Here is a 14677-nt window from a genome sequence, read left to right as displayed (position 1 = left end):
ATCAGACCGCCCTCATCAGCAGGGTCGCGGCGACGATGAGTGCCGCACCGCCGAACATCGAGACGGCGTACGAGCGCACGTAGCCGTTCTGGAGCTTGCGCAGCCGGCCGGAGAGTCCGCCGACCGAGGCCGCCGTCCCGTTGACCACCCCGTCGACCAGGGTGTGGTCCACGTAGACGAGCGAGCGGGTGAGGTGCTCGCCGCCGCGTACGAGGACGACGTGGTTGAAGTCGTCCTGGAGGAGGTCGCGGCGGGCGGCCCGGGTGAGCAGCGAGCCGCGCGGGGCGACGACCGGGACGGCGCGGCGCCCGTACTGGAGCCAGGCGATGCCCACGCCGATCACGAGGCACACCATGGTGGCCCCGGTGATCACGCCCGCGCTGATCGGCGCGTGCCCGTGGTCGTGGCCGGTGATCGGCTCCAGCCAGGTCAGGAAGCGGTCGCCGAGGGAGAAGAAGCCGCCGGCGAAGACCGAGCCGAAGGCCAGGACGATCATCGGGATCGTCATGGACGAGGGCGACTCGTGCGGGTGCGGCTCGTGGCCGTCCGCGTCCGGCTGCCAGCGCTTCTCGCCGAAGAAGGTCATGATCATCACGCGGGTCATGTAGAACGCGGTGATCGCGGCGCCCAGGAGCGCGACGGACCCGAGGATCCAGCCCTCGGTCCCGCCCTTCGCGAAGGCCGCCTCGATGATCTTGTCCTTGGAGAAGAAGCCCGACAGGCCCGGGAAGCCGATGATGGCCAGGTAGCCGAGGCCGAACGTCACGAAGGTGACCGGCATGTATTTGCGCAGGGCGCCGTACTTGCGCATGTCGACCTCGTCGTTCATGCCGTGCATGACCGAACCGGCGCCGAGGAAGAGCCCGGCCTTGAAGAAGCCGTGCGTCACCAGGTGCATGATCGCGAACACGTAGCCGATGGGGCCGAGGCCCGCGGCGAGGATCATGTAGCCGATCTGCGACATCGTCGAGCCGGCCAGCGCCTTCTTGATGTCGTCCTTCGCGCAACCGACGATCGCACCGAACAGCAGCGTGACGGCACCGACGATGGTGACGACCAGCTGGGCGTCCGGCGCCGCGTTGAAGATCGCGCCGGAGCGGACGATCAGGTAGACGCCCGCGGTCACCATGGTCGCGGCGTGGATGAGGGCCGAGACCGGGGTCGGGCCCTCCATCGCGTCCCCGAGCCAGGACTGCAGCGGCACCTGCGCCGACTTGCCGCACGCGGCGAGCAGCAGCATCAGGCCGATCGCTGTGAGCTTGCCCTCGGAAGTGTCCCCGACGCTGTCGAGCACGGGGCCGAAGGCGAAGGTGCCGAAGGTCGTGAACATCAGCATGATCGCGATCGACAGACCCATGTCGCCGACACGGTTGACCAGGAACGCCTTCTTCGCGGCCGTGGCCGCGCTCGGCTTGTGCTGCCAGAAGCCGATCAGGAGGTACGAGGCGAGGCCCACACCCTCCCAGCCGACGTACAGGAGCAGGTAGTTGTCGGCGAGCACCAGCAGGAGCATCGCCGCGAGGAACAGGTTCAGGTAGCCGAAGAAGCGGCGGCGCCGCTCGTCGTGCTCCATGTACCCGATCGAGTAGATGTGGATCAGCGTGCCCACGCCGGAGATCAGCAGGACGAACGTCATCGACAGCTGGTCGAGCTGGAACGCGACGTCCGCCTGGAAGCCCTCGACGGGGATCCAGCTGAACAGGTGCTGGGCGAGCGTGCGGTCCTCCGGGCCCTTGCCCAGCAGATCGGAGAAGAGCACGACGGCGATCACGAAGGAGGCGGCCGCGAACACGGTGCCGAGCAGATGACCCACCCGGTCCAGTGCCCGTCCGCCGCAGAGCAGGACGGCCGCTCCGAGCAGTGGCGCCGCTACCAGCAGCGCAATCAAGTTCTCCACTGGTTGCGACCCCTTACAGCTTCATCAGGCCGGCGTCGTCGACCGAGGCCGAGTGGCGGGTACGGAACAGCGACACGATGATCGCGAGCCCGACCACGACCTCCGCGGCGGCGACGACCATCGTGAAGAACGCGATGATCTGGCCGTCGAGATTGCCGTGCATCCGGGAGAACGCGACGAACGCGAGGTTGCACGCGTTCAGCATCAGCTCGATGCACATGAACACGACGATCGCGTTCCGCCTGATGAGCACGCCGGTGGCGCCGATCGTGAACAACAGGGCGGCGAGATACAGGTAGTTGACCGGATTCACTTCGACGCCTCCTCTGCCTTGTCGCGGGAGCCGCGCTCGAGCCGCTCGGCCGAACGCTGCTCCAGGGCCTTGAGGTCGCTGAGCGCCTCACCGGACACGTCCCGGATCTGGCCGCGCTCGCGCAGCGTCTGCATGACCGTGAGCTCCGACGGGGTGCCGTCCGGCAGCAGGCCCGCGATGTCCACCGCGTTGTGCCGGGCGTAGACGCCGGGGGCGGGCAGCGGCGGCAGGTGCTTGCCCTCGCGGACGCGCTGCTCGGCCAGCTCGCGCTGGGTCTTGGCCCGCTCGGTGCGCTCCCGGTGCGTGAGCACCATCGCGCCGACGGTCGCCGTGATGAGCAGGGCGCCGGTGATCTCGAAGGCGAAGACGTACTTGGTGAAGATGAGGGCGGCGAGGCCCTCCACGTTCCCGTTCGCGTTCGCCTGGCCGAGGCCGGTGAACTGCGTCAGCGACGCGTTCCCGATCCCCGCGATCAGCAGGACGCCGAAGCCGATCCCGCACAGGGCGGCGAGCCAGCGCTGCCCCTTGATGGTCTCCTTCAGGGAGTCCGCGGCGGTGACGCCGACGAGCATGACCACGAAGAGGAACAGCATCATGATCGCGCCCGTGTAGACGACGATCTGGACGATGCCCAGGAAGTACGCCCCGTTGGCCAGGTAGAACACCGCGAGGATGATCATGGTCCCGGCCAGACAGAGGGCGCTGTGCACGGCCTTCTTCATCAGGATCGTGCACAGGGCGCCGATGACGGCGACGGTGCCGAGGACCCAGAACTGGAAGGCCTCACCGGTGGAGGTGGCGTAGGCGGCGAGCTGCGTGCTCATGCCTCCACCCCCTCGGCCTCGGATGCGGCCTCGGACGCGGCCTCGTCGGGCTTCTCGCCCTTGGAGACGGCCACTTGGCGCTCGGTGCCGGGCGCGGCCTCGGTCACCAGGCCCCGGTAGTAGTCCTGCTCCTCCATGCCGGGGAAGATCGAGTGCGGGCTGTCGACCATGCCCTCCTCGAGGCCGGCCAGCAGCTGCTCCTTGGTGTAGATCAGGTTGGCCCGGCTGCTGTCGGCGAGTTCGAACTCGTTCGTCATCGTCAGCGCGCGCGTGGGGCACGCCTCGATGCACAGGCCGCACAGGATGCAGCGGGCGTAGTTGATCTGGTAGACGCGGCCGTAGCGCTCACCCGGGGAGTAGCGCTCCTCCTCCGTGTTGTCCGCGCCCTCCACGTAGATGGCGTCCGCCGGACAGGCCCAGGCGCACAGCTCGCAGCCGACGCACTTCTCCAGGCCGTCCGGATGGCGGTTGAGCTGGTGCCTGCCGTGGAAGCGGGGAGCCGTGGTCTTCGGTTGCTCCGGGTACTGCTCGGTCAGCCGCTTCTTAAACATGGCCTTGAAGGTCACGCCGAAGCCGGCGACCGGGTTCATGAACCCCGGCGCTGTGTCCTTCTCGCTCTTCTCGTTCATCTCGTTCTTCTCGTCAGCCATCGGACGCCTCCTTTCCCTCACGAGATCCGCCGAGTGATTCGTCACTCTGAGTATCGGGGCCACCACTGACAATCAACTCGCCCTCACGGCGCGAGCGTCGGCGCGGCACGGGCGGCAGGGACTGTCCGGGCAGCGGTGGCACCGGGAAGCCGCCCGCCATCGGGTCGAAGGCCGCCGGTTTCGCCGCCGCCTCGGCCTCGGCCTGCTTGGCGCCCCGGTCGCGGAAGATGTCCACGACGAACGAGAGCAGCAGGAGCACGAGGATGCCGCCGCCCACGTAGAGGGCGATCTCGGCGAAGTCGTAGTTCTCGTTCTGGAGCGTCCGCACGGTGGCGACGAGCATCAGCCACACCACGGAGACCGGGATGAGGACCTTCCAGCCGAGCTTCATCAACTGGTCGTAGCGCACGCGCGGGAGCGTGCCGCGCAGCCAGATGAAGAAGAACAGCAGCAACTGGACCTTGATGACGAACCAGAGCATCGGCCACCAGCCGTGGTTCGCGCCCTCCCAGAACGTGGAGATCGGCCACGGCGCGCGCCAGCCGCCCAGGAAGAGCGTCACGGACACCGCGGAGACCGTGACCATGTTCACGTACTCGGCGAGCATGAACATCGCGAACTTGATGGACGAGTACTCGGTGTTGAAGCCGCCCACGAGGTCGCCCTCGGACTCCGGCATGTCGAACGGCGCGCGGTTCGTCTCGCCGACCATCGTCACGATGTAGATGAGGAACGAGACGGGCAGCAGCACGATGTACCAGCGGTCGTGCTGCTGGGCGACGATCTCCGAGGTGGACATCGAGCCCGAGTACAGGAAGACCGAGGCGAACGCGGCGCCCATCGCGATCTCGTAGGAGATCATCTGCGCGCAGGAACGCAGGCCGCCGAGGAGCGGGTACGTGGAGCCGGAGGACCAGCCGGCGAGGACGATGCCGTAGATGCCGACCGAGGCGACCGCGAGGACGTAGAGCATCGCGATCGGCAGGTCGGTGAGCTGCATCGTGGTGCGCGTGCCGAAGATCGAGATCTCGTTGCCGGCGGGTCCGAAGGGGATCACCGCGATCGCCATGAAGGCCGGGATGGCCGCGACGATCGGCGCGAGGACGTAGACCACCTTGTCCGCGCGCTTGACGATGAGGTCTTCCTTCAGCATCAGCTTGATGCCGTCGGCGAGCGACTGGAGCATGCCCCAGGGGCCGTGCCGGTTCGGGCCGATGCGCAGCTGCATCCAGGCGACGACCTTGCGCTCCCACACGATGGAGAACAGCACGGTCACCATCAGGAAGGCGAAGCAGAACACCGCCTTGATGACGACCAGCCACCAGGGGTCGCGGCCGAACATCGACAGGTCTTCGAGGGCGAGCGGGTGCAGTGCCGTCGGGCTCATGACTCCACCTCCGGGGCGCCGGCGGCGACGGCCGGGCCGATCTTCACCAGGTCGCCGGGAACGGCGCCCGTGTCCGAGGCGACGCCGCCGCCCACGGAGTTCAGCGGGAGCCAGACGACCCGGTCGGGCATCTGCGTGACCTGGAGCGGCAGTTCGACGGTGCCGGCCTTTCCGGTGACCGCGAGGACGTCGCCGTCCTTGACGCCCGCCTCGGCCGCCGTCGCGGCCGACACGCGCGCGTGGGCGGCGTGCCGGGTGCCGGCGAGCGCGTCGTCGCCCTCCTGGAGGCGGCCCCGGTCGAGCAGCAGCCGGTGTCCGGCGAGGACCGCCTCGCCCGCGGCGGGCCGCGGGGCCGGGGCGGCCGTCTCCAGCGGCTCCGTGGCGTACGGCCCGTCCCAGGCGCCGAGCCGGTCCAGCTCGGAACGGGCGGAGCGCAGGTCCGGCAGGCCCAGGTGGACGTCCATGGCGTCGGCGAGCATCTGCAGCACGCGGAGGTCGGTCGGCGCCAGGGTGCGGGTCATCTGGTCCGGCTTGAGCGCGGCCTCGAACATCCGGGCCCGGCCCTCCCAGTTGAGGAACGTGCCCGCCTTCTCGGCGACCGCGGCCACCGGGAGGACGACGTCGGCGTGCTCGGTGACCTCGCTCGGCCGCTGCTCCAGGGAGACCAGGAAGCCGACCTCGTGAAGTGCTTCACGCGCGCGTGCCGGGTCGGGCAGGTCGGCGATCTCGACGCCGGCCACCACGAGGGCCCGCAGCGCACCGCCCGCGGCGGCCTCCACGATCTGGCCCGTGTCGCGGCCGTAGCTGTGCGGGAGTTCGGCCACCCCCCACACGGCGGCGACCTCCTCCCGCGCGCGCGGGTCGGTCGCGGGGCGGCCGCCCGGCAGCAGCGAGGGCAGCGCGCCGGCCTCGATCGCACCGCGCTCACCGGCCCGGCGCGGGATCCACACCAGCTGGGCGCCGGTCGCGGACGCGGCCCGTACGGCGGCGGTGAGACCGCCCGCGACGGACGCGAGCCGCTCACCGACGACGATGACCGCACCCTCGGAGCGCAGCGCCTCGGCGGCGGCCGCTCCCCCGGTCTCCAGGCCGACGCCGGAGGCGAGCGCGTCCAGCCACTCGGTCTCGGTGCCGGGCGCGGCCGGCAGCAGCGTGCCGCCCGCCTTCTCCAGGCCCCGCGTCTCGTGCGTGGCCAGCGAGAACACCTTCTGGCCGTGCCCGCGCCACGCCTTGCGGAGCTTCAGGAAGACGCCGGGCGCCTCCTCCTCGGACTCGAAGCCGACGAGCAGCACGGCGGGCGCCTGCTCCAGCTTCGTGTACGTGACGCCGCTGCCGTCGAGGTCGCGGCCCCGTCCGGCCACGCGCGCGGCGAGGAAGTCGGACTCCTCGCCGCTGTGCACGCGCGCGCGGAAGTCGATGTCGTTCGTGGCGAGGGCGACCCGGGTGAACTTGCTGTACGCGTAGGCGTCCTCGACGGTGAGCCGGCCGCCGGTGAGGACACCGGCCCGGCCGCGCGCCTCGGTGAGCCCGCGCGCGGCGGCCTCCAGGGCCTCCGGCCAGGACGCGGCGCGCAGTTCACCGGTCTCGGCGTCACGCACCTGCGGGGTGGTGAGCCGGTCGGGCTTCTGCGCGTACCGGAAGCCGAAGCGGCCCTTGTCGCAGACCCACTCCTCGTTGACCTCGGGGTCGTTCGCCGCGAGGCGGCGCATGACCTTGCCGCGCCGGTGGTCGGTGCGGGTGGCGCAGCCGCCCGCGCAGTGCTCGCACACCGACGGCGAGGACACGAGGTCGAAGGGCCGGGAGCGGAATCGGTACGCCGCCGAGGTCAGCGCGCCGACGGGACAGATCTGGATGGTGTTCCCGGAGAAGTACGACTCGAACGGGTCGCCCTCGCCGGTGCCGACCTGCTGGAGCGCGCCGCGCTCGATCAGCTCGATCATCGGGTCGCCCGCGATCTGGTTCGAGAACCGGGTGCAGCGGGCGCACAGGACGCACCGCTCGCGGTCGAGCAGCACCTGGGTGGAGATCGCGACCGGCTTCTCGTAGGTGCGCTTCTTCCCCTCGAAGCGGGAGTCGGCCTGGCCGTGCGACATCGCCTGGTTCTGCAGCGGGCACTCGCCGCCCTTGTCGCAGACCGGGCAGTCCAGGGGGTGGTTGATGAGCAGCAGCTCCATGACCCCCTTCTGCGCCTTCTCGGCGACCGGGGAGGAGAGCTGGCTCTTGACGACCATGCCGTCGGTGCAGGTGATGGTGCAGGAGGCCATCGGCTTGCGCTGGCCCTCGACCTCGACGATGCACTGGCGGCAGGCACCGGCCGGGTCGAGGAGCGGGTGGTCGCAGAACCGGGGGATCTCGATGCCGAGCAGTTCGGCGGCGCGGATGACCAGGGTCCCCTTGGGGACGCTGATCTCGATGCCGTCGATCGTCAACGAGACGAGGTCCTCGGGCGGGACCGCCGCCGCGCCGCCCCCGGAGGGAGCGCCCGTGGTCACAGTCATGCGTTCACCTCCGTGCGGTGCTGGTCGGCCCACAGGGTCGACTTGGCCGGGTCGAAGGGGCAGCCCTTGCCCGTGATGTGCTGCTCGTACTCCTCGCGGAAGTACTTGAGCGAGGAGAAGATCGGCGAGGCGGCGCCGTCGCCGAGGGCGCAGAACGACTTGCCGTTGATGTTGTCGGCGATGTCGCCCAGCTTGTCGAGGTCGTCCAGGGAGCCCTTGCCGGCCTCGATGTCGCGCAGCAACTGAACGAGCCAGTAGGTGCCTTCGCGGCAGGGCGTGCACTTGCCGCAGGACTCGTGGGCGTAGAACTCGGTCCAGCGGGTGACGGCGCGCACGACGCAGGTGGTCTCGTCGAAGCACTGCAGGGCCTTGGTGCCGAGCATGGATCCGGCGGCGCCGACGCCCTCGTAGTCGAGGGGCACGTCGAGGTGCTCCTCGGTGAACATCGGGGTGGAACTGCCGCCGGGGGTCCAGAACTTGAGGCGGTGGCCGGGGCGCATGCCGCCGCTCATGTCGAGGAGCTGGCGCAGCGTGATGCCGAGCGGGGCCTCGTACTGGCCGGGCGAGGCGACGTGGCCGCTGAGCGAGTAGAGCGTGAAGCCCGGGGACTTCTCGCTGCCCATCGACTTGAACCAGTCCTTGCCGCGGTTCACGATCGCGGGAACCGACGCGATGGACTCGACGTTGTTCACGACAGTGGGGCACGCGTACAGACCGGCGACCGCGGGGAAGGGGGGTCGCAGCCGGGGCTGGCCGCGGCGGCCCTCGAGCGAGTCCAGGAGTGCGGTCTCCTCGCCACAGATGTACGCGCCCGCGCCCGCGTGCACGGTGAGTTCGAGGTTGAGACCGGATCCCAGGACGTTCTCGCCGAGGAAGCCGGCTTCGTACGCCTCGCGGACGGCCTCGTGCAGGCGACGCAGCACGGGGACCACTTCGCCGCGCAGGTAGATGAAGGCGTGCTCGGAGCGGATCGCGTAGCAGGCGATCACGATGCCCTCGATGAGGCTGTGCGGGTTGGCGTAGAGGAGCGGGATGTCCTTGCAGGTCCCCGGCTCCGACTCGTCGGCGTTGACAACAAGATAGTGAGGCTTGCCGTCGCCCTGCGGGATGAACTGCCACTTCATGCCGGTGGGGAAGCCCGCGCCGCCGCGTCCGCGCAGGCCCGAGTCCTTCACGTAGGCGATGAGGTCGTCCGGCGTCATCGCGAGGGCCTTGCGCAGACCCTCGTAGCCCTCGTGCCGGCGGTAGACGTCCAGGGACCAGGAGCGGTCCTCGTCCCAGAACGCCGACAGGACCGGCGCGAGCAGCTTCTCGGGGCTGGACTCGTTGTTCTCGATCTCGGCTGCCAAGGTCATCACTCCCCCTCCTGACCGGACTGGCCTGCCGGCGGCTCCTCTGCGGGCGCGGCGTCGCGCGGGTGGACCACTCGGGCCGCGGCCGTCTCGCCCTTGGCCAGGCGGAGCCCGACGAGCGAGGCGGGGCCTGCGCTGCCGCCGGCCTCGACGGCGCCTTCGCGCGCGTCGGGGAAACCGGCGAGGATGCGCGCGGTCTCCTTGAAGGTGCACAGCGGGGCGCCGCGGGTGGGCGACACCTCGGTGCCGGCGCGCAGGTCGTCGACCAGGCGCGTGGCGGACTCGGGCGTCTGGTTGTCGAAGAACTCCCAGTTGACCATCACCACGGGAGCGAAATCACAAGCGGCGTTGCACTCGATGTGCTCCAGCGTGATCTTGCCGTCGTCGGTGGTGCCGTTGTTGCCGACGCCGAGGTGCTCCTGGAGCGTCTCGAAGATGGCGTCGCCGCCCATGACGGCGCACAGGGTGTTGGTGCAGACGCCGACCTGGTAGTCGCCGCTCGGCTTCCTGCGGTACATCGTGTAGAAGGTCGCGACCGCGGTGACCTCGGCCGTGGTGAGGCCGAGCAGGTCCGCGCAGAACTGCATGCCGGTGCGCGTGACGTGCCCCTCCTCCGCCTGCACGAGGTGCAGCATCGGCAGGAGCGCCGAGCGGGAGCCGGGGTAGCGGGCGATGATCTCGCGCGCGTCGGCCTCCAGGCGGGCGCGGACGTCGTCCGGGTAAGCGGGCGCGGGCAGTTGCGGCATGCCCAGGCTGACGCCCTGCTCCGAAGAACTGGTGGTCACCGGTCGACGCCTCCCATCACGGGGTCGATGGAGGCGACGGCGACGATGACGTCGGCGACCTGGCCGCCCTCGCACATCGCCGCCATGGCCTGCAGGTTGGTGAAGGACGGGTCGCGGAAGTGGACCCGGAAGGGGCGGGTGCCGCCGTCGGACACGGCGTGCACCCCGAGCTCGCCCTTGGGCGACTCCACGGCGGAGTACGCCTGTCCCGGCGGGACGCGGAAGCCCTCGGTCACCAGCTTGAAGTGGTGGATGAGGGCCTCCATGGAGGTGCCCATGATGTTCTTGATGTGGTCGAGCGAGTTGCCGAGTCCGTCGGGCCCGAGGGCCAACTGGGCGGGCCAGGCGATCTTCTTGTCGCCGACCATGACCGGGCCCGGGGCGAGCCGGTCCAGGCACTGCTCGACGATGCGCAGCGACTGGCGCATCTCCTCCAGGCGGACCAGGAAGCGTCCGTAGGAGTCGCAGGTGTCGGCGGTCGGGATCTCGAAGTCGTAGTTCTCGTAGCCGCAGTACGGGTCGGTCTTGCGCAGGTCGTGCGGCAGGCCCGCCGAGCGCAGGATCGGTCCGGTGGCGCCGAGGGCCATGCAGCCGGCCAGGTCGAGGTAGCCGACGTCCTGCATACGGGCCTTGAAGATGGGGTTCCCGGTGGCGAGCTTGTCGTACTCGGGCAGGTTCTTCTTCATCTTCTTCACGAACTCGCGCAGCTGGTCCACCGCGCCGGGCGGCAGGTCCTGGGCGAGTCCGCCGGGCCGGATGTACGCGTGGTTCATGCGCAGGCCGGTGATGAGCTCGTAGATGTCGAGAATCAGTTCACGATCGCGGAAGCCGTAGATCATGATCGTCGTCGCGCCGAGCTCCATGCCGCCGGTGGCGATGGCGACGAGGTGCGAGGACATCCGGTTCAGCTCCATGAGCAGGACGCGGATGACGCTGGCCCGGTCGGGGATCTCGTCGGTGATGCCGAGCAGCTTCTCGACGGCGAGGCAGTACGCCGTCTCGTTGTAGAACGGCGTCAGGTAGTCCATGCGGGTCACGAACGTGGTGCCCTGCGTCCACGTGCGGTACTCGAGGTTCTTCTCGATGCCCGTGTGCAGGTAGCCGATGCCGCAGCGGGCCTCGGTGACCGTCTCGCCGTCGATCTCCAGGATCAGCCGCAGCACGCCGTGCGTGGACGGGTGCTGGGGACCCATGTTGACGATGATGCGCTCGTCGTCGGACTTGACCGCGGACTGGACGACCTCGTCCCAGTCGCCGCCGGTGACCGTGTAGACGGCACCTTCGGTGGTCTCGCGGGGCGATGCAGAAGGAGTAGACATCAGCTGTACGACCTCCGCTGGTCCGGAGCCGGGATCTGGGCGCCCTTGTACTCGACGGGGATGCCGCCGAGCGGGTAGTCCTTGCGCTGCGGGAAGCCCTGCCAGTCGTCCGGCATCATGATCCGCGTCAGCGCGGGGTGGCCGTCGAAGACGATGCCGAAGAAGTCGTACGTCTCGCGCTCGTGCCAGTCGTTCGTGGGATACACCGGGACCAGGGACGGGACGTGCGGGTCCGTGTCCGGCAGCGACACCTCGAGGCGGATCAGCCGGCCGTGGGTGAGCGAGCGCAGGTGGTACACGCAGTGCAGCTCGCGGCCCTTGTCCCCCGGGTAGTGCACGCCCGAGACACCGGTGCACAGTTCGAAGCGGAGCGCCGGGTCGTCGCGCAGCGTCTGGGCGACCCGCACCAGGTGCTCGCGCTCGATGTGGAAGGTGAGCTCGTCGCGGTCGACGACCGTCTTGTCGATGGCGTTCTCGGGGACGAGGCCCTGTTCCTCCAGGGCGCCCTCCAGCTCGTCGGCCACCTCGTCGAACCAGCCGCCGTAGGGGCGGACGGCCTCGCCGGGCAGCCGGATCGAGCGGACAAGTCCGCCGTAACCAGACGTATCGCCACCATTGTTGGCGCCGAACATGCCGCGCTGGACGCGGATCTCCTCGCCCTGGTCGCCTCGCTGCCCCGGGAGGTTGGAGGCGCTGAGGTCCTTCTCGGGGTTCACCCCGTTGTTCTCGCCGCTCACCGCAGCAGCCCCTTCATCTCGATCGTCGGGAGCGCCTTGAGCGCCGCTTCCTCCGCCTCGCGGGCCGCCTCCTCGGCGTTCACGCCGAGCTTGGAGGTCTGGATCTTCTGATGGAGCTTGAGAATCGCGTCCATCAGCATCTCGGGCCGCGGCGGGCAGCCGGGCAGGTAGATGTCCACCGGCACGACGTGGTCGACGCCCTGCACGATCGCGTAGTTGTTGAACATCCCGCCGGACGAGGCGCAGACACCCATGGAGATGACCCACTTGGGGTTGGGCATCTGGTCGTAGACCTGGCGCAGGACGGGGGCCATCTTCTGGCTCACGCGTCCGGCGACGATCATCAGGTCCGCCTGGCGGGGCGATCCGCGGAACACCTCCATGCCGAACCGCGCCAGGTCGTAGCGGCCCGCGCCCGTCGTCATCATCTCGATGGCGCAGCAGGCGAGCCCGAACGTGGCGGGGAAGACGGACGACTTGCGCACCCATCCCGCGGCCTGCTCGACGGTGGTCAGAAGGAATCCGCTCGGCAGCTTTTCTTCGAGTCCCATAGCTCAGTGGCTCCTGTCCTCCCCTGTACGGGGGCTCAGTCCCATTCCAGGCCGCCGCGCCGCCACACGTACGCGTAGGCGACGAAGACGGTGAGCACGAAGAGCAGCATCTCCACGAGCCCGAAAAGCCCCAGGGCGTCGAAGGAGACGGCCCAGGGGTAGAGGAAGACGATCTCGATGTCGAAGACGATGAAGAGCATCGCCGTCAGGTAGTACTTGATGGGGAAGCGCCCACCGCCGGCCGGCGTGGGGGTGGGCTCGATGCCGCACTCGTACGCTTCGAGCTTCGCCCGGTTGTACCGCTTTGGACCGATAAGCGTGGCCATGACCACGGAGAAGATCGCAAAGCCTGCCCCGAGGGCTCCCAGTACGAGGATGGGCGCATACGCGTTCACCGCTCCTCGCTCCTCTCAGTCGGCGCTGACTGCTGGCGGTTGCAACGGACCCGGAACCTTTCTCCCCCTGCGCACGATCCGAAGATCGCTTACATGTGAAGCAGGTCACAAGCCCGACGTGTCCCGCATCCTATGCCCGGGACTCTGTGATCTGCGACACGGGGTGCGCCAACTAGTTTGTGATCTCCACCACCTGACGAAGGATCATGAAGTCGGATGAGCGGTGATCTTCACACGCGAAGCACCTGAGTGATCACCAGAGGTGACAACTTGCCGCGTTACTGCTGGTAGAAGGCTCGGTGCACTATCAAGCCATCGCCTCGGCAGGCAAATTGGCGCTGGACACGACTGGCTGATAGTGGCTGCCGTTCACACATCAGAGGGACATGGGCATCCCTGAGTGGACGCGAGCACTCCCCTTAGGGGTATCTGTGTGACCTGCGTCACGTGATACGTAACGGCTCGGAAACCGGGCTTGGCCAACCGTCTCAACGAGTGGTAAGCGTCGGGCAATTCGGGCGTATCGCGAAAAGCCAATGATCACAGCGCTGCACGGCACTGTCCGGATTGCCCGTTACGGCGTCAATAAGGGCCGCCACGCCCGGGATTCACGTCTCGGTTTCACAACTGTGGCGCACCACACGTTTCTTGAAGGGAACGGTGAAGCCCTGATAGCGGTTGTACTCATGTCCCACACCGCTCACATACCCAGCCACCGGAAGCCCCGCCGCAGCGCCTCGAAGCTGGCCCTGCGCGCCGGAGTTACCGGTGGCGTCCTCAGCACCCTGGCAGTGGCTGGTGCGTCCGGTGCGGCGAACGCTGCAGAGCCCGTGACGCAGACCATCGAGCTGCCCACGCTGACCTCCGACCTCGCCTCGCAGGTCGCCGAGTCGGCGGACGCCACGCAGCAGGCCGCGGCGAACTACCAGCTCCAGGCCGAGCGCGACGAGGCGTTCGCCAAGGCCGCCGACCAGGCGAAGAAGGACCAGCTCTCCGCCGAGAAGAAGGCCGAGGCCAAGAAGAAGGCCGAGGCCGCCGCCAAGGCGAAGGCCGAGCGCGAGGCCGCCGAGGCCGCCGCTTCCCGCTCCAGCGAGCGCAGCACGCTCTCCACGACGTCCGCCACGGCCGAGGCCCCCGCGCCCGCCAGCGGCTCCGTGGGCGCCGTCATCGGCTTCCTGAAGGCCCAGCTCGGCGACGCCTACGTCATGGGCGGCACCGGCCCCAACTCCTGGGACTGCTCCGGTCTGACCCAGGCCGCGTTCCGCCAGGCCGGCGTGGACCTGCCCCGCACCTCGCAGGAGCAGTCCACCTTCGGCACCCCGGTCTCCCTCTCCAACATCCAGGTGGGCGACCTCCTGTACTGGGGCGGCGCCGGCTCGGCGTACCACGTCGGCGTCTACATCGGTAACGGCCAGTACCTGGACGCCGCGAACCCCTCCAAGGGTGTCGTCATCCAGGACCTGTCCGGCTACCCGGCGAGCGGCGCGGTCCGCGTCCTCTGAGGCATCCGCACACATACGGCGAAGGCCGCCACACCCCCGCAAAAGGGATGTGGCGGCCTTCGCCGTATGTCTGAGTGCTCGGTGTGAGTGCTCAGTGTGAGTGCTCAGTTCTCGACGGCCAGTTCGCCCATCGGCCCGAAGCCCTCGTTCGGGATGTCGCAGTGGATGATCTCCGGGGTGCGGGCGAGCAGCGGGGCCATCGACTCCAGGCCGGCCTTGAAGTGGTCGGTGCCGACGTGGGCGGCGCCCGCCGCCGCGTCCCGGAAGCCCTCGACGAGGACGAACTGGTGCGGGTCCTCGACACTGCGGGACCAGTCGAAGAAGAGGTTGCCCTCCTCCGCGCGGGTGGCGGCGGTGAACGCGCCCGTCTTCTCCAGCCAGGAGTCGGCGTGCTCGGGCTTGGCGGTGAACTTCACGACGATGAGAATCATGCGTCCACCCTGCGCCCGAGCACCCGACGAGGACAA

The 14677-nt window shown here is 69.0% G+C and carries 14 protein-coding genes; 1 reads left to right on the top strand and 13 read right to left on the bottom strand.

Annotation, left to right across the window (positions count from 1 at the left end):
- Window position 1 precedes the first annotated feature (1 nt).
- Genes nuoL through ACIBTU_RS28660 form a run of 12 tightly spaced genes read right to left on the bottom strand, consistent with a single transcriptional unit; the run spans window position 2 to window position 12708 of the window.
- Window positions 2–1897 carry an NADH-quinone oxidoreductase subunit L gene (nuoL, locus tag ACIBTU_RS28715; protein ID WP_399129412.1) on the bottom strand — a complete coding sequence of 632 codons (1896 nt, stop codon included), beginning with the start codon at window positions 1895–1897 and terminating at the stop codon, window positions 2–4.
- A 13-nt stretch (window positions 1898–1910) separates the two neighbouring features.
- On the bottom strand, window positions 1911–2210 hold the full coding sequence (gene nuoK, locus ACIBTU_RS28710) for an NADH-quinone oxidoreductase subunit NuoK (RefSeq protein WP_161299832.1): 300 nt from the start codon (window positions 2208–2210) through the stop codon (window positions 1911–1913).
- Window positions 2207–3034, bottom strand: coding sequence for an NADH-quinone oxidoreductase subunit J (locus tag ACIBTU_RS28705; RefSeq protein WP_399129411.1), 828 nt, complete (start codon window positions 3032–3034; stop codon window positions 2207–2209). Before ACIBTU_RS28705 ends, nuoK begins: the two co-directional genes overlap by 4 nt.
- A complete protein-coding gene (gene nuoI, locus ACIBTU_RS28700; RefSeq protein ID WP_399129410.1) occupies window positions 3031–3684 on the bottom strand; it encodes an NADH-quinone oxidoreductase subunit NuoI in 654 nt (217 codons plus the stop codon). The genes ACIBTU_RS28705 and nuoI overlap by 4 nt, the downstream gene beginning before the upstream one ends.
- Window positions 3677–5071 (bottom strand): NADH-quinone oxidoreductase subunit NuoH, encoded by a 1395-nt coding sequence (gene nuoH / locus ACIBTU_RS28695; protein WP_399129409.1) that lies wholly within the window; start codon window positions 5069–5071, stop codon window positions 3677–3679. The genes nuoI and nuoH overlap by 8 nt, the downstream gene beginning before the upstream one ends.
- Window positions 5068–7569, bottom strand: coding sequence for an NADH-quinone oxidoreductase subunit G (locus ACIBTU_RS28690; RefSeq protein WP_399129408.1), 2502 nt, complete (start codon window positions 7567–7569; stop codon window positions 5068–5070). Before ACIBTU_RS28690 ends, nuoH begins: the two co-directional genes overlap by 4 nt.
- Window positions 7566–8927 carry an NADH-quinone oxidoreductase subunit NuoF gene (nuoF, locus tag ACIBTU_RS28685; protein ID WP_399129407.1) on the bottom strand — a complete coding sequence of 454 codons (1362 nt, stop codon included), beginning with the start codon at window positions 8925–8927 and terminating at the stop codon, window positions 7566–7568. The genes ACIBTU_RS28690 and nuoF overlap by 4 nt, the downstream gene beginning before the upstream one ends.
- Window positions 8924–9706: an NADH-quinone oxidoreductase subunit NuoE gene (gene nuoE / locus ACIBTU_RS28680; RefSeq protein ID WP_399129405.1), complete on the bottom strand. Its 783-nt coding sequence runs from the start codon at window positions 9704–9706 to the stop codon at window positions 8924–8926. Before nuoE ends, nuoF begins: the two co-directional genes overlap by 4 nt.
- On the bottom strand, window positions 9703–11025 hold the full coding sequence (locus ACIBTU_RS28675; protein WP_399129404.1) for an NADH-quinone oxidoreductase subunit D: 1323 nt from the start codon (window positions 11023–11025) through the stop codon (window positions 9703–9705). Before ACIBTU_RS28675 ends, nuoE begins: the two co-directional genes overlap by 4 nt.
- Complete coding sequence (locus ACIBTU_RS28670) at window positions 11025–11762, bottom strand: NADH-quinone oxidoreductase subunit C (RefSeq protein WP_399129403.1); 738 nt, start codon at window positions 11760–11762, stop codon at window positions 11025–11027. The genes ACIBTU_RS28675 and ACIBTU_RS28670 overlap by 1 nt, the downstream gene beginning before the upstream one ends.
- Window positions 11759–12313, bottom strand: coding sequence for an NADH-quinone oxidoreductase subunit B family protein (locus tag ACIBTU_RS28665; protein WP_016640165.1), 555 nt, complete (start codon window positions 12311–12313; stop codon window positions 11759–11761). Before ACIBTU_RS28665 ends, ACIBTU_RS28670 begins: the two co-directional genes overlap by 4 nt.
- A 35-nt stretch (window positions 12314–12348) precedes the next feature.
- Entirely contained in the window at window positions 12349–12708 is a 360-nt protein-coding gene (locus ACIBTU_RS28660; protein WP_003956195.1) for an NADH-quinone oxidoreductase subunit A, read from the bottom strand.
- A 686-nt stretch (window positions 12709–13394) separates the two neighbouring features.
- On the opposite strand from ACIBTU_RS28660, the gene ACIBTU_RS28655 reads away from it, so the two are divergent.
- Window positions 13395–14210 carry a C40 family peptidase gene (locus ACIBTU_RS28655; RefSeq protein ID WP_399129436.1) on the top strand — a complete coding sequence of 272 codons (816 nt, stop codon included), beginning with the start codon at window positions 13395–13397 and terminating at the stop codon, window positions 14208–14210.
- Between the two features lie 104 nt (window positions 14211–14314).
- On the opposite strand, the gene ACIBTU_RS28650 is transcribed toward ACIBTU_RS28655, so the two are convergent.
- Window positions 14315–14641 (bottom strand): putative quinol monooxygenase, encoded by a 327-nt coding sequence (locus ACIBTU_RS28650; protein WP_399129401.1) that lies wholly within the window; start codon window positions 14639–14641, stop codon window positions 14315–14317.
- Window positions 14642–14677 lie beyond the last annotated feature (36 nt).

Origin of the sequence: Streptomyces sp. NPDC050145 (assembly GCF_044460245.1) — a bacterium.
Taxonomy (GTDB): Bacteria; Actinomycetota; Actinomycetes; order Streptomycetales; family Streptomycetaceae; genus Streptomyces.
Note: the sequence above shows the minus strand (reverse complement) of the source record. Positions and strands in the feature narration are given on the sequence as shown.

Excerpts from the sequence above, each read along its gene's own strand:
- ACIBTU_RS28690 (WP_399129408.1), bottom strand. The coding sequence starts at position 7,569 with ATGACTGTGACCACGGGCGCTCCCTCCGGGGGCGGCGCGGCGGCGGTC.
- nuoH (WP_399129409.1), bottom strand. The coding sequence starts at position 5,071 with ATGAGCCCGACGGCACTGCACCCGCTCGCCCTCGAAGACCTGTCGATG.
- ACIBTU_RS28705 (WP_399129411.1), bottom strand. The coding sequence starts at position 3,034 with ATGAGCACGCAGCTCGCCGCCTACGCCACCTCCACCGGTGAGGCCTTC.
- ACIBTU_RS28655 (WP_399129436.1), top strand. The coding sequence starts at position 13,395 with ATGTCCCACACCGCTCACATACCCAGCCACCGGAAGCCCCGCCGCAGC.
- ACIBTU_RS28650 (WP_399129401.1), bottom strand. The coding sequence starts at position 14,641 with ATGATTCTCATCGTCGTGAAGTTCACCGCCAAGCCCGAGCACGCCGAC.
- nuoI (WP_399129410.1), bottom strand. The coding sequence starts at position 3,684 with ATGGCTGACGAGAAGAACGAGATGAACGAGAAGAGCGAGAAGGACACA.
- ACIBTU_RS28665 (WP_016640165.1), bottom strand. The coding sequence starts at position 12,313 with ATGGGACTCGAAGAAAAGCTGCCGAGCGGATTCCTTCTGACCACCGTC.
- ACIBTU_RS28675 (WP_399129404.1), bottom strand. The coding sequence starts at position 11,025 with ATGTCTACTCCTTCTGCATCGCCCCGCGAGACCACCGAAGGTGCCGTC.